The 21,121-nt window shown below is 54.3% G+C and carries 27 protein-coding genes; 14 read left to right on the top strand and 13 right to left on the bottom strand.

Annotated elements, in window-relative coordinates:
• Positions 1–13 precede the first annotated feature (13 nt).
• Complete coding sequence (locus tag SYNCC9902_RS08625; protein WP_011360476.1) at positions 14–511, top strand: YajQ family cyclic di-GMP-binding protein; 498 nt, start codon at positions 14–16, stop codon at positions 509–511.
• 169 nt (positions 512–680) lie between these two features.
• On the opposite strand, the gene SYNCC9902_RS08620 is transcribed toward SYNCC9902_RS08625, so the two are convergent.
• A complete protein-coding gene (locus SYNCC9902_RS08620; protein WP_011360475.1) occupies positions 681–914 on the bottom strand; it encodes a hypothetical protein in 234 nt (77 codons plus the stop codon).
• Between the two features lie 160 nt (positions 915–1,074).
• Positions 1,075–1,218, bottom strand: coding sequence for a hypothetical protein (locus SYNCC9902_RS12765; RefSeq protein ID WP_198001735.1), 144 nt, complete (start codon positions 1,216–1,218; stop codon positions 1,075–1,077).
• A gap of 407 nt (positions 1,219–1,625) precedes the next feature.
• Here SYNCC9902_RS12765 and SYNCC9902_RS08615 point away from each other — a divergent pair, with 407 nt between their 5' ends.
• Positions 1,626–2,600 carry a glycosyltransferase family 2 protein gene (locus SYNCC9902_RS08615; RefSeq protein ID WP_156771192.1) on the top strand — a complete coding sequence of 325 codons (975 nt, stop codon included), beginning with the start codon at positions 1,626–1,628 and terminating at the stop codon, positions 2,598–2,600.
• Positions 2,601–2,616: 16 nt separating this feature from the next.
• Here the strand turns inward: SYNCC9902_RS08615 and SYNCC9902_RS08610 are convergent, their stop codons facing one another.
• Complete coding sequence (locus SYNCC9902_RS08610) at positions 2,617–2,880, bottom strand: hypothetical protein (protein ID WP_011360473.1); 264 nt, start codon at positions 2,878–2,880, stop codon at positions 2,617–2,619.
• Positions 2,881–2,917: 37 nt separating this feature from the next.
• Between SYNCC9902_RS08610 and SYNCC9902_RS08605 the strand changes: the two genes are divergently transcribed.
• Positions 2,918–3,313 carry a phosphoribosyltransferase gene (locus tag SYNCC9902_RS08605; protein WP_011360472.1) on the top strand — a complete coding sequence of 132 codons (396 nt, stop codon included), beginning with the start codon at positions 2,918–2,920 and terminating at the stop codon, positions 3,311–3,313.
• A 4-nt stretch (positions 3,314–3,317) separates the two neighbouring features.
• Complete coding sequence (locus tag SYNCC9902_RS08600) at positions 3,318–3,785, top strand: nucleoside 2-deoxyribosyltransferase (protein ID WP_011360471.1); 468 nt, start codon at positions 3,318–3,320, stop codon at positions 3,783–3,785.
• A 47-nt stretch (positions 3,786–3,832) separates the two neighbouring features.
• Here SYNCC9902_RS08600 and SYNCC9902_RS08595 read toward each other — a convergent pair whose 3' ends face one another.
• Both SYNCC9902_RS08595 and hemL read right to left on the bottom strand, forming a co-directional pair.
• On the bottom strand, positions 3,833–4,345 hold the full coding sequence (locus tag SYNCC9902_RS08595) for a hypothetical protein (protein ID WP_011360470.1): 513 nt from the start codon (positions 4,343–4,345) through the stop codon (positions 3,833–3,835).
• Positions 4,346–4,361: 16 nt separating this feature from the next.
• On the bottom strand, positions 4,362–5,663 hold the full coding sequence (gene hemL / locus SYNCC9902_RS08590) for a glutamate-1-semialdehyde 2,1-aminomutase (RefSeq protein WP_011360469.1): 1,302 nt from the start codon (positions 5,661–5,663) through the stop codon (positions 4,362–4,364).
• 137 nt (positions 5,664–5,800) lie between these two features.
• On the opposite strand from hemL, the gene SYNCC9902_RS08585 reads away from it, so the two are divergent.
• On the top strand, positions 5,801–7,252 hold the full coding sequence (locus SYNCC9902_RS08585; RefSeq protein WP_011360468.1) for an FAD-linked oxidase C-terminal domain-containing protein: 1,452 nt from the start codon (positions 5,801–5,803) through the stop codon (positions 7,250–7,252).
• 1 nt (position 7,253) lies between these two features.
• On the opposite strand, the gene xth is transcribed toward SYNCC9902_RS08585, so the two are convergent.
• Positions 7,254–8,102 carry an exodeoxyribonuclease III gene (xth, locus tag SYNCC9902_RS08580; RefSeq protein WP_011360467.1) on the bottom strand — a complete coding sequence of 283 codons (849 nt, stop codon included), beginning with the start codon at positions 8,100–8,102 and terminating at the stop codon, positions 7,254–7,256.
• Between the two features lie 53 nt (positions 8,103–8,155).
• Between xth and SYNCC9902_RS08575 the strand changes: the two genes are divergently transcribed.
• Positions 8,156–8,434 (top strand): hypothetical protein, encoded by a 279-nt coding sequence (locus SYNCC9902_RS08575; RefSeq protein ID WP_011360466.1) that lies wholly within the window; start codon positions 8,156–8,158, stop codon positions 8,432–8,434.
• Here SYNCC9902_RS08575 and SYNCC9902_RS08570 read toward each other — a convergent pair.
• A complete protein-coding gene (locus SYNCC9902_RS08570; RefSeq protein ID WP_011360465.1) occupies positions 8,409–9,218 on the bottom strand; it encodes a tetratricopeptide repeat protein in 810 nt (269 codons plus the stop codon). The genes SYNCC9902_RS08575 and SYNCC9902_RS08570 overlap by 26 nt on opposite strands.
• Positions 9,219–9,308: 90 nt before the next feature.
• Here SYNCC9902_RS08570 and SYNCC9902_RS08565 point away from each other — a divergent pair, with 90 nt between their 5' ends.
• The 4 genes from SYNCC9902_RS08565 to SYNCC9902_RS08550 are packed head-to-tail and all read left to right on the top strand — an operon-like array spanning position 9,309 to position 12,725.
• Entirely contained in the window at positions 9,309–9,929 is a 621-nt protein-coding gene (locus SYNCC9902_RS08565; RefSeq protein ID WP_011360464.1) for a hypothetical protein, read from the top strand.
• On the top strand, positions 9,929–10,576 hold the full coding sequence (locus SYNCC9902_RS08560; protein WP_011360463.1) for a hypothetical protein: 648 nt from the start codon (positions 9,929–9,931) through the stop codon (positions 10,574–10,576). The genes SYNCC9902_RS08565 and SYNCC9902_RS08560 overlap by 1 nt, the downstream gene beginning before the upstream one ends.
• The gene (larC, locus tag SYNCC9902_RS08555; protein WP_011360462.1) at positions 10,573–11,814 is read left to right on the top strand and encodes a nickel pincer cofactor biosynthesis protein LarC; all 1,242 of its coding nucleotides are present in this window, start codon (positions 10,573–10,575) and stop codon (positions 11,812–11,814) included. Before SYNCC9902_RS08560 ends, larC begins: the two co-directional genes overlap by 4 nt.
• Positions 11,814–12,725 carry a lysylphosphatidylglycerol synthase domain-containing protein gene (locus tag SYNCC9902_RS08550; RefSeq protein WP_011360461.1) on the top strand — a complete coding sequence of 304 codons (912 nt, stop codon included), beginning with the start codon at positions 11,814–11,816 and terminating at the stop codon, positions 12,723–12,725. The genes larC and SYNCC9902_RS08550 overlap by 1 nt, the downstream gene beginning before the upstream one ends.
• Here SYNCC9902_RS08550 and SYNCC9902_RS08545 read toward each other — a convergent pair.
• The 5 genes from SYNCC9902_RS08545 to SYNCC9902_RS08530 all read right to left on the bottom strand — a co-directional run bounded on the left by SYNCC9902_RS08545 (position 12,722) and on the right by SYNCC9902_RS08530 (position 16,596).
• On the bottom strand, positions 12,722–14,242 hold the full coding sequence (locus SYNCC9902_RS08545) for an ABC transporter permease (protein ID WP_011360460.1): 1,521 nt from the start codon (positions 14,240–14,242) through the stop codon (positions 12,722–12,724). The genes SYNCC9902_RS08550 and SYNCC9902_RS08545 overlap by 4 nt on opposite strands.
• Before the next feature lie 200 nt (positions 14,243–14,442).
• Positions 14,443–14,604 carry a hypothetical protein gene (locus SYNCC9902_RS12760; RefSeq protein ID WP_006169860.1) on the bottom strand — a complete coding sequence of 54 codons (162 nt, stop codon included), beginning with the start codon at positions 14,602–14,604 and terminating at the stop codon, positions 14,443–14,445.
• A 37-nt stretch (positions 14,605–14,641) separates the two neighbouring features.
• Positions 14,642–15,691 (bottom strand): CobW family GTP-binding protein, encoded by a 1,050-nt coding sequence (locus SYNCC9902_RS08540; protein WP_011360459.1) that lies wholly within the window; start codon positions 15,689–15,691, stop codon positions 14,642–14,644.
• A gap of 19 nt (positions 15,692–15,710) precedes the next feature.
• Positions 15,711–16,001: a 4a-hydroxytetrahydrobiopterin dehydratase gene (locus SYNCC9902_RS08535; protein WP_041425504.1), complete on the bottom strand. Its 291-nt coding sequence runs from the start codon at positions 15,999–16,001 to the stop codon at positions 15,711–15,713.
• Between the two features lie 7 nt (positions 16,002–16,008).
• Positions 16,009–16,596, bottom strand: a complete 588-nt coding sequence (locus tag SYNCC9902_RS08530) for a secondary thiamine-phosphate synthase enzyme YjbQ (RefSeq protein ID WP_011360457.1) — start codon at positions 16,594–16,596, stop codon at positions 16,009–16,011.
• 130 nt (positions 16,597–16,726) lie between these two features.
• Between SYNCC9902_RS08530 and SYNCC9902_RS08525 the strand changes: the two genes are divergently transcribed.
• From SYNCC9902_RS08525 to SYNCC9902_RS08510, 4 genes are all read left to right on the top strand, one after another.
• A complete protein-coding gene (locus SYNCC9902_RS08525) occupies positions 16,727–17,131 on the top strand; it encodes a thiol-disulfide oxidoreductase DCC family protein (RefSeq protein ID WP_011360456.1) in 405 nt (134 codons plus the stop codon).
• A gap of 215 nt (positions 17,132–17,346) precedes the next feature.
• The gene (locus tag SYNCC9902_RS08520) at positions 17,347–17,757 is read left to right on the top strand and encodes a DoxX family protein (protein ID WP_011360455.1); all 411 of its coding nucleotides are present in this window, start codon (positions 17,347–17,349) and stop codon (positions 17,755–17,757) included.
• A gap of 70 nt (positions 17,758–17,827) precedes the next feature.
• Positions 17,828–19,333 (top strand): carboxypeptidase M32, encoded by a 1,506-nt coding sequence (locus SYNCC9902_RS08515; protein WP_011360454.1) that lies wholly within the window; start codon positions 17,828–17,830, stop codon positions 19,331–19,333.
• Between the two features lie 122 nt (positions 19,334–19,455).
• Positions 19,456–20,043: an inorganic diphosphatase gene (locus SYNCC9902_RS08510; protein WP_011360453.1), complete on the top strand. Its 588-nt coding sequence runs from the start codon at positions 19,456–19,458 to the stop codon at positions 20,041–20,043.
• Between the two features lie 53 nt (positions 20,044–20,096).
• Here the strand turns inward: SYNCC9902_RS08510 and SYNCC9902_RS08505 are convergent, their stop codons facing one another.
• Positions 20,097–20,975: a phytanoyl-CoA dioxygenase family protein gene (locus SYNCC9902_RS08505; protein ID WP_011360452.1), complete on the bottom strand. Its 879-nt coding sequence runs from the start codon at positions 20,973–20,975 to the stop codon at positions 20,097–20,099.
• Between the last annotated feature and the right edge of the window lie 146 nt (positions 20,976–21,121).

Raw genomic sequence — 21,121 nt, 5'->3', positions numbered from 1 at the left:
GTGACCGTGCGCTATGGCCAGTACTTCCTCTTTCGATGTCGTTTCTGATTTCGACCGACAGGAGCTGGTGAACACCCTTGATCAGGTGCGTCGGGACGTTTCTACCCGCTACGACTTGAAGGATTCCAAAACCGAGATTGTGCTGGAGGAAACCGAGATGGTGATTACGACAGCCAGTGACATGACGCTCCAGGCCGTTGAAGATGTGTTGCGCGCGAAAGCGACGAAACGGAATCTTTCGTTGAAAATTTTTGATTTTCAGACACCGGAGTCGGTTGGAGGAAACCGCATTCAGCAGGTGGTGAAGCTGCGGAAGGGACTGAGCCAAGAAATCGCTAAGAAATTAAGTAAAATCGTGAGAGATGAACTCAAAAAAGTAACTGTTGCGATTCAGGGTGAGAGTGTTCGAATCACAGGGAAAAGTAAGGATGATCTTCAGGCAGCAATTCAATTAGTGAAGAGCAAAGAAGATGAATTGGATGTGCCGTTGCAGTTTGAAAATTATCGCTAATTCTTTGTCAAAAATTTTATTGGAAGAGCTGAAAGTTGATTGATCAGTCTTTACGGTGTGTCTTCATCTTCAGTCTGAGAAATTAACTTTGACATTGTTTAATTGATATAAAAAAAGGGGGGCTTTATGGCCCACACCATTTCTTTGGCCAATTTACTGTGAACTTGAATTAGCCTCCATTGCAGTATCGAACGGCTTGCGCGTTCGACTCGCCTTGGGCGATCATTTCTGTGACGCATCCATTGAAAGCACTGCTTTGCTGCTTGAGTGGGCAAAGGGTTAGTGCAATTGCTGCGAGGGAAATGGCCGATACAACTGTGGCTGAAATTTGAACGATCCCATAAGCCAGCATGGCTTTCTTTTTGCCGCCACAGCCCTGATTGGTTTGGTTGTCGTCAGACATGCTTTTTAAAAGTATTTCAAGAAATCTATGGGCGGCAACTGTTCAGCCTTGGTTATTGAGGGCGCGGATAACCGCCCAATGATTGGTTTACGCGGGAAGATATGCAATTCAAATTAGTCAGCATATCTAACCCGCTTTGGTGCGCTATTGGGTTAAACCCTCAGTCATGGTGGCGATGCTTGAGAGGGATATCGCGAAAAGGCTGAACACCAATCGGTGGTGGTACTTGACGCTTTTCATCCAAGTCGACTGCACCCATTGCATGGGCAAATGCATCGCCCCACCATTGAAAAAGTGCTTTCATCACTGCTCCGGGATCACTTTTCATGTCATACACCCCTTTGATCAAGAACGCACTAGGTACTTAACCTGGGCTGCAAAATGTTGCTCTTTTGGATGAAGGGGGCTAAGTAGAAATGCTTGTATTCGTTAATGTGTCGTCAGATGATCTTGCTTTTTGATCATAGTTTTAAGTTTATATGCTGGAAACGATGCATATTCTGGAGGAAAACTAAATTCGCAGCATCTTTTTTGAAAATCTATTTATTGCCATCACCATTTGTTCTGTTGTCTCTCCTGACTCCATAGAGGAGATATGTGCTGGCTCCTTGTGTATGACTTCTTTGCTGCGGCTAAGCGCATCAATCTCCGTGTTAGATTTTTATTCAATAGCTAGCTGAAGTGGCTAAGAGTTGCGCCATTGTTGTTCGTGTGTTCGATGGTGAGGCCCCTTACCTGCAATCGTTTATCGATCATCACCGATCGATCGGTATCGACCAGTTTTATCCCGTGATTGCTCCAGGGGGTGCACCCCTATGTCGTGAGATTTTGTCCCGAAATAAGTTGAGTTTTACCGAGGTTGAAGGGCAGAAGATTGGTGCTGTTCGTGGATTGATTAAAGAAGACTATGTGGCTGTGATTGATGCTGATGAATATTTGCATCCCGATCTCCTCCCGTTCATTCAAGAGGAGGCATTTCAGTCGTTGGCGATGCCTTGGAGAATGACTGCCACTCTCTCAGATTCAGGCTTTGAATCAGGTGTGAAGCGGTTTTTTGATTTTCCTCAAATTAAGTCTGTGATGCATACGCGCTCATTGACGGGTCTCGGTTTGCATCGTTCAGGGACAAGGGGGCGTGGGCGCTGTTTGGGTTTGAGCGAGGGCTTGGCCTTCCCGATCCATCATTACTATCTGCGTGGTTTGGACGATCTCATGCTGAAGGAGGGCGGCGTCGTGAAGCGAACATTGGCACAAAGTACTGGTCGAAAGACTGTCGCTCTTGGAGAAGGGCCTACTGCGCACCAATTGGCTGCTTTCCCAAGTAGGCATGCCAGGGTTGCATTCTTGTTGAGAGTTCTTGATCATTTGCCTGAGCAAAAAGATCCTTATGCCGTATCAACCGATCAAGTGATGTTAAATCGGTTGCGTGAACAGATGTCCGTTGATTTGAGTTCAGTCAAGGCTGAATTAAAGCAGAGCATTAACAGTATTTATGGAGTCTTCCGCAAGCGTTCTATTCATAATCAAATCAAGGATATAGAGAAAATTCTGGCCGATAAGCCAAGTAAAATTAGTTACCAGAAAAGAGTGTTGCGTCAATTGAGATCCGATTACAAAATTCGCCAGTCTTGGCCTTCTCGATTGCTCAATAGGGTGGGGATTGATTGTTATGTCTTGCCAGATTGATCGATCGTTTAAGGCATTACCGCCTATCGAATGATCTCTCAGACGCCCTGCGTTGATCAATGATCCTGGAAAGTTCGAGCACATAGCCAGCTGTGCACCAGCGTCCATGGCTGCGGGACCGGTTTTCAGCATCGGAGCGGATCTCTGCGGTTTCTGCCATGAGAAGGTCTAGATCACCCTGCTCGAGCTCATACAGCTCCTGAAGCTCAACGTCGCGCGACAGCAGGTGACTACGAAACCACTTGCGCATCTGCTCTTGGGGAGGAATCTCTTGAATCATGGATGCTGATCAAGCGTTGAAATGCCATTCTCACGGCATGAAGCAACTCAATTGGGCTGATTTTGATGCCTGCGTTCAAGTCCTTACAGAGCGATATAGCGGTCGATCCCTGAACGGTGTGTTTGGTATCCCTCGGGGTGGTCTTTGTTTGGCCGTAGGGCTGAGTCATGCCTTAGGACTTCCCCTGTTAATGGAACCCGATAACCACTGTTTAATCGTCGATGATGTCTTTGAGACTGGACGGACCTTGCAAGGGCTTCGGCTTCAATGGCCTCAGGCCACCTATGCCGTTTGGATCAGCAAATCTCCGCCCCAATGGTGGGATGCCGCTGAGGTGACCTTGAGTTCTGAGTGGCTTTTGTTCCCTTGGGAAAATGCCGCAAAAGCGATTGCTGATGAAAGCCACTATCGCCAATCTCGTCTTGATTCCTAACTAGATGCGCCGCACCATTTATCTGGCCTCGCCCTATGGCTTTTCTGAGCAGTGGAAACGCCTGTTGCTTCCTGAATTTGTTGATGCATTAACTGCGCTTGGATTAGAGGTTTGGGAGCCTTTCACGCGCAATGGCCAGATTGATTTTGCAGAACCTGGCTGGGCTTATCGCGTTGCACAAAAAGATCTTCAGGATGTTCGTGATGCAGATGCCCTATTTGCGATCGTGAATGGAACACCTCCTGATGAGGGCGTCATGGTGGAACTGGGTGCTGCCATGGCTTTAGGTAAACCAATTTTTCTGTTTCGTGATGATTTTCGTCGTTGTACCGACTCTGAGGAGTTCCCACTCAATCTGATGCTCTTTGCCGGATTGCCAGAGATTGGTTGGCAAGATTTTGTCTATGAAAATATTACGGATATCGCTAGCCCTGGCAAGGCGCTTGTGCGTTGGGTGCATCCAATTGCATGAAGAGATAAAAGGAGTTTGTTGTTGAAAATATTATTTTCTTGGCGCAATTAAGATCGTGATTGAGGAATGCAGCTTCCCTTGGCTTGTTCATCCAATCTGTTGATCAAATCGCTTGATGTGTCCTGTCTCAATGTTGATAGATTGTGCAATTCAAATTGCAGTTGTGGGTTGATTTTTAAACTGCCTTCAACGTGAATGGTTGTTGTATTCATTGTGTTTGAAGTTTTGCCGGGATGTGGTTTTGCCACGAAGCCCAATGGAGCCTTGAATGACCACGTGTAATTGAGCTGTCCATATCCCATGGCTCTCGGTTGCCAGCGTTCTAATGATTGAAAGTTTTCAGCCAGGATTGTGAGCCGGCTATCAATCACTGTCCTTGGTTCTACTTTTACTTTTCGCTCCGCGTTTTGTTTCTCAGTTGAATCCGGAGCATGAATCACGCGGAAGCTTTGATATTCAAGCTGGCGAACGGCCTGAATGGGCGTTTTTAGCCAGCTGCTTTGAACCGCTTGGATCGTGCAGATCAAAGCGGGAGGAACTGGTGGAATTGATGCCTGCAATGATTAAGTTTGAGGCCTAACCGATAACGGCAAAGCTCTCGCGGAAGGCGTTAATCGTTGCTTCGATGTCTGCATCGGAATGGGCCAATGATGTGAAACCGGCTTCATATGCAGAGGGCGCGAGATAAACGCCACGCTCAAGCATGGCGCGATGCAGCCTGCCGAAACGCTCCGAATCTGTGGCCTTGGCTTCCTCAAAGTTGCGAACAGGACCTTCGCAAAGAAAGAAGCCAAACATGGCGCTGACGCTGCCACCCGTGATGGGGAAACCGGCTTCGCCAGCGGCAGTTTTGATGCCAGAAATCAACCGTTCAGTCGTGGCCGCAAGCTTCTCGTAAGTCCCAGGTTGTTTCAGCAATTCGAGGGTCTTGATGCCCGCGGTCATCGCTAGTGGGTTTCCGCTCAAGGTGCCGGCTTGATACATCGGCCCAGCTGGGGACACCATCTGCATGATGTCTGCCCTTCCGCCATATGCTCCAACTGGAAGACCGCCTCCGATCACTTTCCCCATGGTGGTGAGATCTGGTGTGACGCCGAAGTGCGCTTGGGCTCCGCCATAGCTGATGCGGAATCCAGTCATCACTTCATCAAACACGAGTAGCGCACCATTTTCTTTGGTGAGTTCTCGCAAACCCTCAAGGAAGCCTGGCTCGGGCTGAATGAATCCAGCATTTCCAACAATGGGCTCGAGGATCACGCCAGAGATGGCATCTGGGTTCTCTGCGAACAGAGCTTTCACGGCCTCAAGATCGTTGTAGGGCGCCGTCAGGGTGTTGGCTGTGGTGCTGCGAGGAACCCCAGGTGAATCGGGAAGTCCAAGGGTGGCGACGCCGGACCCTGCCTTCACCAAAAACATGTCGGCATGGCCGTGATAGCAGCCTTCGAACTTGATCACCTTGTCGCGCCCAGTGAAGGCGCGCATGAGGCGAAGCACAGCCATGCAAGCTTCGGTGCCGCTGTTCACAAAGCGGACCATCTCGACGCTGGGAACAGCGTCGATCACCATTTCCGCCAGAGTGTTTTCAAGGGCGCAGGGGGCCCCAAAGCTGGTGCCCTTTTCGATCGCTTCCTGGAGCGCGCTAATCACTTCCGGGTGGGCATGGCCACAGATGGCGGGCCCCCAGCTACCGATGTAATCGATGTATTTATTCCCATCGACATCCCAGGCATAGGGACCCTTGACCCGATCGAACACGATCGGCTGACCACCCACAGACTTAAACGCGCGCACTGGAGAGCTCACTCCACCGGGCATCAGGCCCTGCGCTGCGCCGAAGATGGCCTGGGAGCGGCTGGTGTTCAACGTAGGTGTTGTCACAGGAACCGACGCCAAGAGGCAAATGCAAACCGTGCATCATCCTGACCCAAGAACGTCCACATGCGTCTGTTCTGTGTCCCAATCGCGGCAGATTGCCCGTTCGACCTGCCTATCGTTCACCCATCTAGGGGGATGACATGTCCTACGACTGGGCTGCTCTGGAGAGGGATCTCCGCCGTCTACTCCCCGCCCGCGGGGTCGTTTCGAAACGTCAAGAGTTACTGAGTTACGACTGTGATGGTTTGACGCTGGAGCGCCAATGTCCACCCTTGGCGGTGTTGCCGGAAACAACGGAGCAAGTCGCTGCTGTTCTTCGTTGTTGCGACGCCCACAGCATTCCTTTTGTGGCGCGGGGTAGTGGAACGGGTCTGTCGGGAGGGGCTTTGGTGGATGAGGAAGCACTGCTCGTGGTCACGAGCCGCATGCGCAACGTGCTTGAACTGGATTTGGCAAACCACCGCGTCACCGTGCAACCCGGGGTGATTAACAGCTGGGTAACCAGGGCTGTCGCTGGCGATGGTTTCTATTACGCGCCGGATCCTTCCAGCCAGGTGGTCTGCAGTATTGGGGGCAACGTGGCCGAGAATTCTGGCGGTGTGCACTGCCTCAAGTACGGGGTCACCAGCAATCACGTGCTTGGTTTGGAAGTGGTGCTTCCCGATGGCAGCGTCACCCAGCTTGGTAATGGTTTGGCCGAGTCTCAGGAGCTGGATTTGCGCGGCGCCTTCATCGGGAGTGAGGGCACGCTTGGAATTGCCACCGCAATCACTCTTCGTCTGTTGCGAGCGCCGGAATGCGTCAACGTGCTGCTCGCTGATTTCGAAACGATGGAGTCTGCGGGTGAAGCGGTCCGGGCTGTTACAGCAGCGGGTTTGCTGCCAGCAGGAATGGAAATTATGGACAACGTCACCATCAATGCGGTGAATGATTTCTTCGGATACGACGAATACCCAAGGGATGCGGCGGCGGTGCTGTTGATCGAACTGGATGGCCAGGAAGCGGAGGTTCAGGCTTCCGCTCAAAGGGCTGAACAGCTGTGCCGTGGGGCTGGGGCCCGCGGACTGCGTCGAGCAGAAGATCCCACGGAATGTGCGGTGCTTTGGAAAGGGCGCAAATCCGCCTTTTCAGCGGTGGGGAAAATCACTCCCACGTATTACGTGCAGGACGGTGTCGTCCCCCGAAGCAGCCTTCCGTTGGTTTTGGCGGCGATCGAACGTCTCAGCCAGGAGCATGGACTTCCCGTGGCCAATGTGTTCCATGCGGGTGATGGCAATTTGCATCCGCTGATCCTCTATTCCGCTGCAGAGCCCAATGCCGAACAGCGGGTGAAGGATCTTGGTGCAGCAATTTTGAAAGAGTGTCTTGCTGTAGGGGGAAGCATTAGCGGCGAGCACGGTGTCGGAGCAGACAAACGCTGTTATCTCGATTGGATGTTTGCTCCAGAGGACCTGCAGACCATGGGGTTATTGCGACGCGCATTTGACCCTGATAATCGAGCGAACCCTGGCAAGGTTCTTCCTACCCCACGCACGTGCGGTGAATCCGCGAAGCGTTCGGTGACGCTTCAGTCCACTGTCGAGTTGTTTTGACTCAAAACAGCAGGTCATCGGTTTCGTTATCTCCGCTCTCATCGTCGTCGCTTGGTGGCCAATCCAAATCAACACTCACGGGTGCGTGATCGCTGGGTTTTTCATTGCCGCGTACTTGTTTGTGGATCACGCAGCTGCGGGCCAACCCCAACAACTCGTCGCAGAGATAAATGTGATCAATCCGCCAGCCGCGGTCTCGATCCCATGCGCCGGTGCGGTAGTCCCACCAACTCCAATGACCTCCATCCGGCTCGAAAACACGAAAGACATCCTGTAGGCCGCTTTCGAGGGCCATTTGCAGCGCTTCACGTTCGGGATCGCTGGCCATGATCCCGCCACTGAGTCGATCGGGATCATGCATATCCCTCGCCTCAAGAGCGATGTTGAAATCCCCAACGACACATAGCGGCTCACCCCGTTGCAAGGGTTGCTCTAGATAGCGCTTGAGGCAGCGCAACCACTTGAGTTTGTAGGGATATTTGTCAGACGTCAGGCTGGAGCCATTGGGCACATAGAGGTTTACAACGCGAACCCCATCAATTAATGCGCTGATGACGCGCTTTTGCTCTCCCAGTTCAAACGCTTCCGGATCCTTATCGAGTTCTCCAACGAATCCGCAGCGCACGTCATCGAGGGGGGCACGACTCACCAGTGCCACGCCGTTGTAAGACTTTTGACCATGGAAGTGGACCCGCCATCCTTTGGCTTCAAAGGCTTGTAAGGGAAACAGTGGGTCATCCACTTTGGTTTCCTGCAGGCACAGCAAATCCGGTTGAGCTTGCTCAAGCCAGCTCAGCACTTGATCCAGGCGTGATCGCACTGAATTCACATTCCAGGTTGCGATCCGCATGGCTGCTTGGCAATGAACTTGACGCTTAGCATCCGCCAACCCCCAATTTGCGTATGTCTCGCCGTTGTGCGGTGCCTCTGTTGGCCATCGTTGCTCTGTTACCTGTTGTCAGTTGCCCGGCCGTCGCTCAGATGGGGAGTGCCTATGAGACGCCCCAGGAGCGTCAGATTTACAGCCCGGATTCCGCTGGATCCGCTGGTGGCAGTGTGCTCGATGCGACCAACCCGATGGACCTCCTCAACCGCATCCGCAGGTCTGGTGCAATGGACGATGCCACAGCCCCATCAGACGCAGTGGATGACGCACTCAAGGCCTATCAGCAGCAGCCATAGGCGTTGGGATTGTCGACTTTGCTGAGTGCAGACGGGCAGCATCCAATCCCCAGCTCACCGCCAGTTGGTCGATCAAGTCGGTGTTGTCACCGTTGGCTGTTTGTTGTTGCCGTGCCTCGTGAAGGAGCGCTTGCACATGCTCAACCTTTCCTTCGTCGCGTTTCAATAACGCCAGGGCGAGTGGAGGGCGGATGTCAGAAGGAGATTCGTTGGCAAGTTGGCGATACAGATCTGCAGCTGCCTGGGGCTGCCCCCCTTGGCGTTGCGCATCGGCGAGTAACAAGCCCAGCTCTAAGCGGATTCCAGGTTGTTGGCTGTTGAAGCGTTTTTGAAGATCTTTCAGCGCTTGCTTTTCATTGCCATTGGTTTGCTCCACTAACAACAGCAACTGCAGAACTTCGGCATCGAGTGGATGCAAGGGCAGGAGTTGCTTGAGTTCGCTCAGCGCCCCATCGGTATCGCCAGTGAGTCGTTGAAGATCGGCACTCAGTAGGGCGAGCTTGAGGGAACGAGGTTGCTCCGCACGCCAAGGCTGGAGCACTCGTAAAGCGTCCTCAAAACGACCTTGGGCAAGGAGGCGTTCGAGCAGGGTGCGGCGGGTGTTTGGCGCTAGCTCACCCTGCGCTTCGAGGCGATCGAGGAGCTGCTCTGCCTGGAGATCGTCATCCGTCCGATTGGTGATTGCAGAGGTTTGGCTGCTGAGCGATGCGGCAAGGCTCCAGCCCAAAAATGAAGCGCCGACAAGGGAGAGGCCCAGCAGGAGCATCCTTTTTGGGTGCGGCATGGACCTTGATCAGCGTCGCCAGTCTGAGGCGATTGCTGAGAGCTGGCTACAGTCACCACACGGATTTCTTGCTCCGCCCGGACCAGCTCAATGCGCGCCCATCCGATTCCCCCGGTCACCGAACCGTTGCAGTTCCGGGCCATCGGTCTAGTTCGTGGCACTTACACCCCGACAGACCCCGACCAGGTCACGCGTGGCGTGCTGACGGACTCCAGTGGCCTTGAACTTGAAACCGTTGTGCTTGGCAGGGTTTTAACCCTGATGCGCCGGCATCTCGCCATGGACCACCCCCATCTGTGGGTGGTGTATCCCCGTTGTCGCGATAGCGAACATCTTCACCTCCAGATCGCTGGTGTTTGGGAGCCGAGCACCCTCTCTCCTGATCAAAACGATGTGGATGACACGCTCCCGCAAGGTGACGACTACTTCTCTATTCGCGGGGAGTTGATTTACACCAAGCCTGAAACCGGCGAGATGGTGGTCAAAGTGCGGCAGCTCCCGCGTCCCGATGGCAAACGTCCACTGCCGTTCAAGGTGTCGGTTAAGGGTGAACTTCCCCTCGAGCACCTGCGTCATTTCGTGAGTCTCGACCTTCGTCGTCAGGGGCAAGAACTTCACTTAGAGCAGCATGAGGTGATCGCACCGATGCCAACCCGCGGCGGTAAATCGAAGGGTGGTCGTGGAGCGGCTACCACCCGCAGTAATCATTAATGGCAGAACAGGGTCAGGGCTCAACCAGCACCTTGCGGGCCGGTTTGGTCGTGGCAGGGATTACTGGTCTTGGTGCCTTCGGCCCTGCGATGGGCGTGTCGTCTGCCTGGATTGTTGTGTTCGTGCTTGGCGGCCTGATCGCCTTCAGCGTTGATGCAGCGAGTTGGCAAGGTATGGGGGGACATATCTTGGCGGAAGCCCTGCCCGGCGGGCAGGAGCGCTTGCGCCGAATTGCGGTGCATGAAGCGGGACATCTCTTAATTGCCGAAACCGAGGCTTTGCCCGTACAGAGGGTCTTGGTTGGAACGCTCGCTTGCGTCCAGGCAGGGTTGGCGAGTAACGGCGCCACTGAATTTGTAGTTCCTGAAAGCGTGCGAATGACCCTCGAGGATTTGCGTCGCTGGAGTCGAGTCCTTCAAGCGGGTATTGCCGCAGAAAAGTTGGTGTTCGGTAAAGCCCGCGGTGGCGCTGATGATCGGGCTCTCCTGGCCCGTCTCTGGGGAATGTCCGGTCATGACGCCAACACAGCGCAACGGGAGCAACGCCGCGCCCGTCGCGAGATCGAGCAGCAGTTACGTGACCAGCGCGTTGAACTTGACCAACAGGCGACAGCTCTGTTGGAGACCGCCCCACGCCTGGCGAGATGACCACGCTTTGGGTCGATGCCCCCACCGGCTTGGCGGGAGACATGCTCCTTGCAGGTCTTCTCGACCTTGGTGTTCCGATCTCGGCGATCGAGGAGCCGCTCAACAGCTTGGGCCTGGCTGGGACTTATCGCATTGATGTCGTAGAGGCCCGCAGTGGCGGTCTGCGCGGGCAGCGGGTCAGCGTGACGGGATTGGAAAGCCAACCTCCCCATCGTCACTGGGCTGATATTCGACAGCAAATTGTTGAGGCGCCTCTCTCAACTGCTTTAAAAGATCGAGTCGTGGCAGTGTTTACAGCCCTCGCTGAAGCTGAATCAACTGTGCACGGCTCGTCCATCGAGTCTGTGCATTTCCATGAGGTGGGTGCTGTCGATGCCCTTGTGGATGTGGTGGGGGTTTGTGCGGCGCTTCACCAGCTCAATCCTTCACGGATTTGTTGTTCTCCTCTGCCCGCTGGACGAGGCACGGTTCGGACAGCCCACGGCCTTCTCCCTGTGCCGGTGCCAGCTGTGTTGGAGCTTGCCCGCCGTCACCATGTTCCGCTCCTCCAGAGTCCCCATGTCCCTGAGGGGGAGCTGGTGACTCCCACAGGTCTGGCCTTAATGGCCGTTTGGGCTGATGGCTTCGTGCCTCCAGCCCGAATCACGCCAGCGATGGTGGGTATTGGCCTAGGACACCGTGAGTTGGATCGCCCCAATTTGGTGCGGCTGCTGCTTGGCACCGACGATCCAGAACTTGCCGATCCAGAACTTGCCGATCAAGAACTAAGGGATATTCCGCGATGGCAGCCCCTCGTCGTTCAGGAGGCATGGCTCGATGACGCCACGCCAGAGGATCTGGCCTTGCTCTTAGAACGGCTGCGGGAGGCAGGAGCCGTTGATGTGGCAGCCCACCCGTTGGTGATGAAAAAGGGACGATCTGGCCATGGGGTGATCGCCCTAATGGAGCCGGATCTGGCAGAACGGGTGCGGCAGGTGTGGTTCAACGCTGGCACCAGCATTGGTGTGCGGGAACGCCTTCAGGGCCGCTGGTTGCTCCCACGCCGGATCGGATTGCTTGATACGCCTTGGGGCATGCTTCCCGCCAAGCAGGTCAAGCGGCCTGATGGTCGTTTCACAGTGAAACCCGAGGCCGATGATTTGGAGTTGATGAGTCGTCGCACCGGGTGTTCTGTGGCGGAGCTGCGGATGGCGGCGGTAGCGGCTCCATTCATCAGCGATGCGGACTGGAGTTGGTGATGGGCCAATGGCGGTCGCCAAAGTTGTGGATCACCCTGGCGAGCCTTGCCTTTATTGGTGTGGCTCTCGTTCAGCAGAGTGCACAATTGCGCCAGCAGAGCTTGGACAACCAAGGCTGGTGGTGGCTGGTGCTTGGGCTAGGGATCACCTGGCTAAGCATCTTGATGAATGGCTTGGCCTGGCGCGTGGTGTTGGGGTGGCTTGGTTCTGTGCCCGACGACCTTGCAGTGGTGCCGTTGTTTGTACGCAGCAACCTGCTGAAATATTTGCCCGGGGGCATTTGGCACCTTGTGGAGCGTGTGCGTGCACTTCGACCCTCTTTGGGAGGGGGGCCAGCTTTGGCCGGGGTCATCCTTGATCCCCTGCTGATTGTGGCGGCATCTCTGCTGATGCTGATGGGCGGTGGATGGCAGAACGGTCTGGTTTTGTTGGCTCCCATCCCGGCGTTGCTGCTATTACCCCGCTGGCGAGAGCCAATCCTGCAGCGGTTAGAGCGATCGAAGGCGACGCAGCTTCAGACGGCTGGCGATCGCCCACTGGAGGTTGAGGGCAGTGGCCGCAAGGGATATCCCTGGTCGCCTTTTGCCGCTGAACTGATGTTTGTGCTGTGTCGCTTTTCTGGTTTCTATTGTTGTGTTCAGGCTTTTGATTTATCCCAGCCCGTGCCTTCGCAATGGCTCGCAGCCTTTGGCTTGGCCTACGCCGTTGGTTTGGTTGTGCCGGGTGCTCCCGGTGGGTTGGGTGTTTTTGAAGCCACTCTGTTGCTGCGACTTGGCGGAGCTGTGGCTGAAGCTCCGCTATTGGCGGTGGTGCTCAGTTATCGACTGATTTCGACGTTGGCTGATGTCTTGGCGGTTGGATCGTTCCGTGCCGACCGCCAGATCGTTGAATGGCTTGGCCGGCGGACTTAATCCTGAATGGATCTCCTGTTGGAGCTTTGATCAAGGGTGGGTACCAGGGCCATTGCCGCAATGAGTCCTAAGACCAGGATCATCAGGGCAGGGAGCAGTGCTTCTGCCAAACGCTCGTCGCTCGCGTATTGATAAACCCTTACCGAAAGGGTGTCGAAGTCAAAGGGGCGCAACGCAAAGGTGAGCGGTAGCTCCTTGATCGTGTCGACAAAGACCAAGAGGAGTCCAACGGTCATGGGTCCGCGCAGAAGCGGTAAATGAATGCGTCGGAGCACTTGATGCCAATCGAAGCCCATTCCTGTGGCGGCCTCATCAAGGTTGGGACTAATGCGTTCCAAAGCTGCATCAAGGCCGCTTTTGGCGACGGCTAAAAAGCGATCGCTGTAGCCCCACAGCAATAAGGCGAGAGGTGCGATTTGCCAGGGTGCTCCAGTGAGGAGAAGAGCGAGCGCCAAAACTGTGCCTGGGATGGCGTAGCCCATGCCTGCCAGAAACGTCAGGCTGCGCAACCAGGGTGCAGTGCTCCAGCGTTTGGCAATGGCCAGCAATACCGCTGCGCCGACGGCAAGAATGGCCGCGGCTAAAGCAAGAAACAGGCTGCGCAGGCTGAGCTGGAGTAGGTCGTTGGTGAAGTTGGTTTGGAGTTGATCCAAATTGGTGACGACCCAAAACAGAGGAGTCCCGAGGCTCAGGACCGGAGGAATGACTGCGAGTAATTGGGCGGTTAGGGCACGAACCCCTTTCAAGGGCCATGCCGTGGCATCGCCACCGGCAACGCCGTCACTCCAGCGGCGGCTGCGTCGGCGCAGTCGCCGCTCCCCCATCACAAGACTCAGCACAATGACCAGGGTGATGAGCGCAAGGCTGATCGCACCCGTGGGATTGCCATCGGCTTGCCAGGCTTCAAGAATCCCCGCAGAGAGGCTTGGGATGCCCAGCAGTTGAACGGCACCCAGCTCATTCACAATTTCCATTCCCATCAAGGCCACGCCAGCGCCGATCGCGGGTATGGCGATGGGAAGTGCAACCCTCCGGAATGCAGCCCAAGGCCCCACCCCCAAACTCCGACAGGCCTCCAGCTGCCGCCGTCCACTCATGGCAAAGCTTTCGGTGCTGAGGAGAAAGACATAGGGGTAGGTCGCCAGTGCCATGACGACCACGCCCCAGCCGAGCCCATGGATGCGCCAACCCTGGCGACTTCCGAGGTCGACCAAGGTGGCTGAGAGGAGATAAGCCGGTGTGGCTAATGGGATCAGCTGCGCAATGCGGAGCCATCGCCGTCCTGGGAAGCGGCAGTTGATCAGCAGCCAGCCGTTAGCTGTGCCAATAACGGTGCCAACGAGAGCGCTTCCGAGGAGCAGGGACAGGGTTCCTCGGATTTGACGGCCTCCATCAGGTCCGAGGCTGCCTAGCCCGTTGAACAGCCCCTGCAGCCCTTCTGCGATGAGGTTGAACAGTGGCCAAATCGCTAGTAAGGCGAGGGCGGCGGCTAATCCAGCCAGTACTTTCCGGCTCATGGCTTTTGAAGAGTTCTTCGGTCGGGATCTCTAGGGGCGAATTCGGCTGCGTTGCTCATCTCATCCGATTCGGCGGACGTTGGCTCGGCCCCTGCTCAGGCTTGGCGAGTGGTTTGGCTTGACCCGCTGCGCTTCGCCGACATGGATAAAAAAAAGCCCCACGAATGTGGGGAAATTCTGAACTGCTCAGAATTGGCGGATTAGTGCTGGTTACGACGGACTGGAATTGGAACCAAAACAGGCTGTCTTAAGCCGCCACCACTGTTGTCATCGTCTGAGTCGGCCAGAAGCCACAACAGAAAACTTGTGATTAACAGGAGTGAAACAAGGACGAAGGGCTCAGCCATCAAGGTGTCTTGCATGCGCGCACGTTAGTCGGCTTTTTTGACTCTTGCCTGTTCAGGAAAAACCCTTTCCAGCATCTTTGGCGACACACGCCTGCAATTGTTGGCGCAACTGGTCGTGGTCGAGGTCTCGGCCGATCAACACGAGTTGATTTTTTCGATCACCGGTCCATTCGGAGTCGTCAATGGAAAAACGTTTGCCAGCGAGGTGGAAGACGTGGCGCTTCTCGCTTTCGTTGAACCAAAGAATGCCCTTCGCCCTGAACACTTCTTGCGGCATCTGATTGTCGAGGAAATTCTGAAATTTCCGCAGAGCAAATGGGCCTTCGCTTTTGAACGATAGAGATGTGAATCCCTCGATTTCCAGATGATCGGCATGGTCGTGCCCATGGCTGTGGTCGTGCCCATGGCTGTGGTCGTGCCCATGGCTGTGGTCGTGATCAGAGTCTTGGCTGGTGGTCTTGGAGTCGGATCCGACGACCTTGTCCGATTCAAAAAGGCCGACGCTCAGCATCAGCGGTAGAGGCACATCTCCTTTAACGGAGCGCAAAATGCGTGCATCATTTTTGACATCGCGCAATTGTTGTTCGACGCTTTGGAGGCGATCCTCTGAAACTAAATCGCACTTGTTTAGAAGCAAAATATCTCCATAGATCACCTGAGACCGCCCTACTTCTGTGGCGAGCACTGCATCGTCAAAATTTTCAGCATCGATCAGAGTAATGATCGAGTCGAGGCGGGTTTGATCGCGAAGTTCACTCCCCAAAAAGGTCATGGCCACGGGTAGGGGATCCGCTAACCCCGTGGTTTCAACCACGATGTAATCCATCGGATCCGGACGATCCATGATTCGCTCGACGGCTTCCATCAGCTCACCGTTGATTGAGCAACAGACGCATCCATTGCTCAACTCGACCATGTCTTCACCAGTGGTCACCACTAGGTCATTGTCGATACCGATCTCGCCAAATTCGTTGACGAGCACTGCTGTTTTGACGCCCTGCTGATTGCTCAGGATGTGATTCAGCAGAGTGGTTTTACCTGCACCAAGAAAGCCACTGAGGATGGTGACGGGAACCCCGGCTGGGGCAGGGGCTGTGGTCATAACGCAAGCTGTTCTGAGCTCATGCTGGCAGCAGATCGTCGATTGCAGAGGCCAGCTCCTCATCAAGGCTGCTGAGTCCGCCAAGGTCGTGGGTGGTGAGCTCGATCGTCACTCGGTTGTAGACGTTGCTCCAATTTGGATGGTGATTGCGTGCTTCTGCTAGCAGGGCCACTTGGGTCATGAAGCCGAACGCCTCAACGAAGTTCTTAAAGACCAATTGGCGTTGAAGGCACGTATCGGTCACTGTCCACTGCGGCAGCTGGCTTAGCAAGGCCTCGATTTGATTCTGATTCAGTCGTTGTGTTGTCATCGTCGAATCAGTGGGAATGCCCATCCTGGCTTGGTTTGTCTGCGAGGTCATGCAGACGGTCAACAAGAAAGTCCACCTCGGTTTCCACCCCTCCATCGCTCGCCCAAGCTTCGGCGTCGTGGCGGGATTGAATGGCTTCGTTAATCCGAAGAGTTTCCTTTTCAAGGGGTCGTTCTTCCCCCATTAAGTGACACGCCACCGTTCGTTGATGGGGGGCACTGCGGTGCTCCCATAGGTAAACGGCCTGCCAAGTTCCCAAAACAAGACGACCGCCTTGAACACTCAAGTTCAAGGTTTGGCTCGTCAGGGCGGTGCGGATGTGGGCTGGCATGTCATCGGCACCTTCGTCGTTATGGACGTATGGACGACTTTCGGGCACCACATCCGCCATCCAAGCCTCGAGGTCTTGAAGAACCCGAGGATCCGCATTCTCATTAATGGTGAGGCTGGCGCTTGTATGGAGGCATGTGAGATGCAGCACACCTTGATGTAATCCAGTGGTACGCAGCCATGCATTCAATGTTCGATCGATACGGGTGAAGCCTCGGCCTGGGGTCGATAGGTCCAATTGATGCAGAACCTGGCGGAGGGGCATTGGTGTGGCCTGATGACGACAACATCGTTGAAGTTTGGAATGGTTCTGCCCTCGCGGCACCGCTCCCAAGATCGGTGGTCACGGTTGTCCTCAACTTTCGGCCAACGTGGGAAGGCATTGTGTTCTCAACATGTCCCGTTCTGATCAGCCGGACCTCACATTGCTATTCGACGGTGGATGCCCCTTATGCGTCCGAGAGGTTCGCTTCCTACGCGGGCGTGACCGCCATCACCGCATTGCATTTGTCGATATCGACGCGTCGGATTACGACCCCACTGCTTATGCAGATATCAGTTATCGGATGGCAATGGGGCGGATCCATGCCTTGAAGTCGAATGGGGATGTGCTCCAAGACGTCGCGGTGTTTCGAGAGGCCTACCGCCTCATTGGATTGGGCTGGTTGTATGCCCCCACCCGCTGGCCTTTCGTTGCTCCCTTGGCCAACCTTGCCTATGGGTTTTGGGCGTCAAGGCGACTGCAATGGACAGGTCGGTCGGATTTGGACACTCTTTGCGGAGACCGTTGCGTTCTCTGATCGAGAAATGGGGAAAAGAAGCATCGACAAAATGCTTTGCTTCTGAGCGATTTCCCCAAATTAAATTTAGTTAGTGACGTCATCTTCGATGGGACAAATTGAGCATTATTTTTTGTTGATGCCTGGGTTAAGACCTCGGCTTTGAACAAGGCGCTCACGAGTGGCACGAAGGGTTCGGATCGGCTACCAAACCTTCAACCCCTACGTCGACTCTTTTGAACCGTTCCATCAGTTTTTCGAGGGCTCTTGATCGTCTGGGTCGCATTTGTATCGCTGCACTGTTCGTGAACGCGTTGCCTGGAAAAATTGGCAACTTTTCTGGGACTGCCTCATTCATCGCATCCAAAGGAATTCCAGAGCCGCTGGCGAGTGCACTTTTGATTGGAGCCATCGTGGTTTTGATTGTTGGCTCTGCTCTCTTGGTTTTTGGGAACAACACGATTCTTGGTGCTTCGTTGTTATTGATTTTTCTTGTTCCTACAACCCTGATCTTTCACACCAACCCCCTTGATCTCCCGCATCTATTCCCCAATCTGGCGGTGATTGGAGCGTTGATCTTGGCGATTACGCGCTCGACTGGTGGCTCTGTGCCTAGTTTCCGCTCCTTAAGAGCAAGACGCCGCTGATTGGGATGGTCTCCTTTTCCGTCAGAGCACGCGCTCCAATCGTCATGATGGTCAAAGTTTTCGGGGCCCAGTGTCAGACCTGATCACAGCCTGGGACAAGCTTGGTGCTCATATCCGAGAGACTGCCCTAACGGGGAGTATCCAAAGCACGCTTTATTGGGACCAGAACACACGAATGCCCAGGAGCGGATCAGCCTGGCGTGGGGAGCAGCTGACCCTTTTGGCAAGCCAGTTGCATGCCAGGCAAAGTTCGCCTGCCTATGCCGAGCTCATCGCGGAAGCGCGTCAAACATGGTCTGTTGGTGAGCGCTGTCGTGAACAAGGACGCAACCTTGATCTGTTGGAGCAGGATCTCCACCGCCAGCAATCGCTTGATCCAGCCTTGGTGAGCGCCTTGGCTACGGCCAAAGCCGATGGCTACAGCCGCTGGCAACAGGCACGCCAAGACTCAGATTTCAGCTTGTTTGCACCGGCCTTGCAAACGTTGATCGACCTCCGTCAAGAACAGGCGCGTCAATTGGCTGAGCCACGCTCCTGTTGGGAAACGTTGGCGCAACCCTTTGAGCCAGATCTCACATTGGATCGGCTGATGCAGTTGTTTGCGCCGTTGAGAGAGCGCCTTCCTCAATTGGTTGCAGAGGTGGCGGCACCGCCCCGTTCTCGCTCGGCGTCTTGGGAGTTATCAGAAGATGCGCAGCAGTCTCTGTGTGACCAACTGTTGATGAGCTGGGGGCGTGATCCGAACTCCACCTGTCTGGCCCGTTCTCCCCATCCGTTTTCGATCACCCTTGGCCCCTCGGACTACCGCATTACGACGCGCGTGGTCTCGGGCCAGCCCTTGTCCTGTTTTCTCGCTACGGCGCATGAATGGGGACATTCCCTGTACGAACAGGGTCTGCCAAATCAAAGCCACCAGTGGTTTGCATGGCCGGTGGGCCAAGCCACATCGATGGCGGTTCATGAAAGCCAGTCGTTGTTTTGGGAGAACCGCGTGGCGCGAAGCTTTGCCTTTTCAGAGCAGTGGTGTGAGCGTTTTGTTGAAGCGGGTGCGCCGCTCCAAGCACCTCGGGATCTCTGGCATGCCATGAATCCACTCTCGCCGGGGCTGAATCGTGTAGAAGCCGATGAGCTCAGCTATGGATTGCACATTCTCATTCGAACGGAGCTCGAGATCGCCCTATTAGAGGGTGGTTTGGCGGTGAGTGATTTGCCGAATGAATGGAACCGGCGCTACAGCGAACTTCTTGGTGTGACCCCTGAGAATGATGCAGAGGGCTGTCTGCAGGATGTGCACTGGAGTGAAGGGCTCTTTGGTTATTTCCCTTCCTATCTCTTGGGGCATCTGATCAGCGCTCAGATCAGTGAAGCGATGGTTGAGGCGATTGGTGCTCCTGAGGATCATGTCGCTCGCGGTGATGTGAGCCCTCTGCTCGCCTGGCTTCGCGAGCATGTGCATCCCTTGGGTCGCTCCGTCAATGCAGAGCAGTTGGTGGAACGGGTTACGGGTCGCCGGCTCGACGCTGGATCGTTTCTGACGTATCTCGAGGGCAAGCTTGCAGCGCTAAGCGCTGCGTAATTGCTGAGGGCAAGTCTGTGTCAATATCGTGAAAATATCAGCACTTAATCGTTTATTTTGCTGGAAATTTGGGATGATTCGATGTTGCCCCGTAGGATCCCGGGCGCTGTTCTTTGCCTTGCATGGCCAACCTCGACCAGGCTCCGAGCCGCAGCATGCCCAATCTGTTGCATGTGCTGCCCGCATTCGCTGATGAAGCCGAGCTTCGCCTCAACACGATCGTGGAGCTGAACTCCAACACGATTAATAAGTACGAGCTGATCACTGAAACTGGCCACCTCAAGCTAGATCGTGTCGGCTATTCCTCCCTCTCGTACCCGTTTGCCTACGGATGCATCCCCCGTACATGGGATGAAGATGGTGATCCCCTTGACATCGAGATTGTCAATGTGACTGAGCCGCTCGTCCCAGGATCAATCGTGGAGGCTCGCATCATTGGTGTGATGACGTTCGACGATGGTGGTGAGGTTGACGACAAGGTGATCGCTGTTTTGGCGGATGACAAGCGTATGGATCACATCAAGAGCTTTGAAGATCTAGGCGCTCATTGGAAAAAAGAAACCACCTATTACTGGGAGCACTACAAGGATCTCAAAAAGCCTGGTACTTGCACTGTGAATGGTTTCTTTGGTACTGAAAAGGCCGTGGAAATTATCAAGAGTTGTGAGGCTCGTTATATGGCTGAAATCGACCCCAAGCTCGTCGACTAACGTTTTCAGGCTATTCATTCAAAGGCGAGGGTTACCTCGCCTTTTTTTATTGTTTAACGCTGATACATATTCACCAAAACTGTGCGTTTTGCTTCCGGATGCTGGGGATGGCCGCAATGGGCTCCTTTTTGAGAGGAGAGAACCATGTCGCCAGCTTTCGCGAAAAGAGAGATCGCTTCGGCACCTTCAAGTTGGCTGAATTCAAAGGGACCGAGTTTATTTTTTTTGTTAAAGGTTGCACTGCGCCACCACATGCGTCGTCGGCGATGGGACCCTTTCACATAGCAATAGGGACCATCATCAAGTTCATTGACATCGCTGATGTAAACGAATGATTTGAATTTCAAGGAGCGGCCATCGCAGTGATAGCTCCGTGTGTCTTGGACCCCTTGATTTAAGTATAAATTACGGCACTTTACCCTCATTTGGTTTAGACTACTAACTAGTAATAGTCTCTGAATTAATCTTTCGTGCAAGCAATTTTGGATCTTCTTTTCTAAGTTAATTGAAAGTCGTTCAGGGTGAAATATGTCGATCATTCCTGCATCACTTCCCGTCCGTCCGTCCGGTCGTTTCACACGGTAATTAATGACAGGACGGTCCGCATCTCGGAAGTTGTTGTATCCCTTTAAAACGCGATTGTTAGGAAGATTGAGGTATGCAATGTCCTGGAGGTTGGATAGGTCGTTTGCTTCAATGTTCCCTAATAAGTTGTCAATCTCATCTCGGATCGACGTCAAGTCTTGATTTGAAGCGGCACCGCGCAGGCAGATGATCCCGTGGCGACGCAGGGCCCAGGCTGCGGCGATAAAGCTGCGCCGGCTGCGTACAACCTCAGAAAACGGAAAGCTGATGCTGGCAACGGCTTGGGCTAAGGCTTCACCGCATAGCAAGGATGGCTTTTTCGTGGCGATCGTCGTACTGGACAACACGGCTCTACAGCGTGTGGGCAGGGTACCGCCAGCTCAAACAGCGTTGAAACCCGGCTCTTGTGTCTCATCTGCGAGACAAAGAGATTCTGAAGAGTTTGTTTGCCAGACCTCATTTTGAGGCTTCTTTGATGCGCCGTGAATACATT

The sequence above is a fragment of the Synechococcus sp. CC9902 genome (assembly GCF_000012505.1).
GTDB lineage: Bacteria > Cyanobacteriota > Cyanobacteriia > PCC-6307 > Cyanobiaceae > Parasynechococcus.
The sequence above is the reverse complement of the archived record's forward strand: the minus strand, read 5'-3'. Positions and strand labels throughout refer to the sequence as shown.

Coding starts and splice junctions, on each gene's coding strand:
- SYNCC9902_RS08575 (WP_011360466.1), top strand. CDS start 8,156: ATGTCTCGCCGTTGTGCGGTGCCTCTGTTGGCCATCGTTGCTCTGTTA.
- SYNCC9902_RS12760 (WP_006169860.1), bottom strand. CDS start 14,604: ATGCAAGACACCTTGATGGCTGAGCCCTTCGTCCTTGTTTCACTCCTG.
- SYNCC9902_RS08560 (WP_011360463.1), top strand. CDS start 9,929: ATGGCAGAACAGGGTCAGGGCTCAACCAGCACCTTGCGGGCCGGTTTG.
- SYNCC9902_RS08605 (WP_011360472.1), top strand. CDS start 2,918: ATGAAGCAACTCAATTGGGCTGATTTTGATGCCTGCGTTCAAGTCCTT.
- SYNCC9902_RS08585 (WP_011360468.1), top strand. CDS start 5,801: ATGTCCTACGACTGGGCTGCTCTGGAGAGGGATCTCCGCCGTCTACTC.
- SYNCC9902_RS12765 (WP_198001735.1), bottom strand. CDS start 1,218: ATGAAAGCACTTTTTCAATGGTGGGGCGATGCATTTGCCCATGCAATG.
- larC (WP_011360462.1), top strand. CDS start 10,573: ATGACCACGCTTTGGGTCGATGCCCCCACCGGCTTGGCGGGAGACATG.
- SYNCC9902_RS08565 (WP_011360464.1), top strand. CDS start 9,309: ATGCGCGCCCATCCGATTCCCCCGGTCACCGAACCGTTGCAGTTCCGG.
- SYNCC9902_RS08600 (WP_011360471.1), top strand. CDS start 3,318: ATGCGCCGCACCATTTATCTGGCCTCGCCCTATGGCTTTTCTGAGCAG.
- SYNCC9902_RS08510 (WP_011360453.1), top strand. CDS start 19,456: ATGGCCAACCTCGACCAGGCTCCGAGCCGCAGCATGCCCAATCTGTTG.
- SYNCC9902_RS08625 (WP_011360476.1), top strand. CDS start 14: ATGGCCAGTACTTCCTCTTTCGATGTCGTTTCTGATTTCGACCGACAG.
- SYNCC9902_RS08545 (WP_011360460.1), bottom strand. CDS start 14,242: ATGAGCCGGAAAGTACTGGCTGGATTAGCCGCCGCCCTCGCCTTACTA.
- SYNCC9902_RS08620 (WP_011360475.1), bottom strand. CDS start 914: ATGTCTGACGACAACCAAACCAATCAGGGCTGTGGCGGCAAAAAGAAA.
- SYNCC9902_RS08535 (WP_041425504.1), bottom strand. CDS start 16,001: ATGACAACACAACGACTGAATCAGAATCAAATCGAGGCCTTGCTAAGC.
- SYNCC9902_RS08550 (WP_011360461.1), top strand. CDS start 11,814: ATGGGCCAATGGCGGTCGCCAAAGTTGTGGATCACCCTGGCGAGCCTT.
- SYNCC9902_RS08530 (WP_011360457.1), bottom strand. CDS start 16,596: ATGCCCCTCCGCCAGGTTCTGCATCAATTGGACCTATCGACCCCAGGC.
- SYNCC9902_RS08570 (WP_011360465.1), bottom strand. CDS start 9,218: ATGCCGCACCCAAAAAGGATGCTCCTGCTGGGCCTCTCCCTTGTCGGC.
- xth (WP_011360467.1), bottom strand. CDS start 8,102: ATGCGGATCGCAACCTGGAATGTGAATTCAGTGCGATCACGCCTGGAT.
- SYNCC9902_RS08525 (WP_011360456.1), top strand. CDS start 16,727: ATGTCCCGTTCTGATCAGCCGGACCTCACATTGCTATTCGACGGTGGA.
- SYNCC9902_RS08610 (WP_011360473.1), bottom strand. CDS start 2,880: ATGATTCAAGAGATTCCTCCCCAAGAGCAGATGCGCAAGTGGTTTCGT.
- SYNCC9902_RS08540 (WP_011360459.1), bottom strand. CDS start 15,691: ATGACCACAGCCCCTGCCCCAGCCGGGGTTCCCGTCACCATCCTCAGT.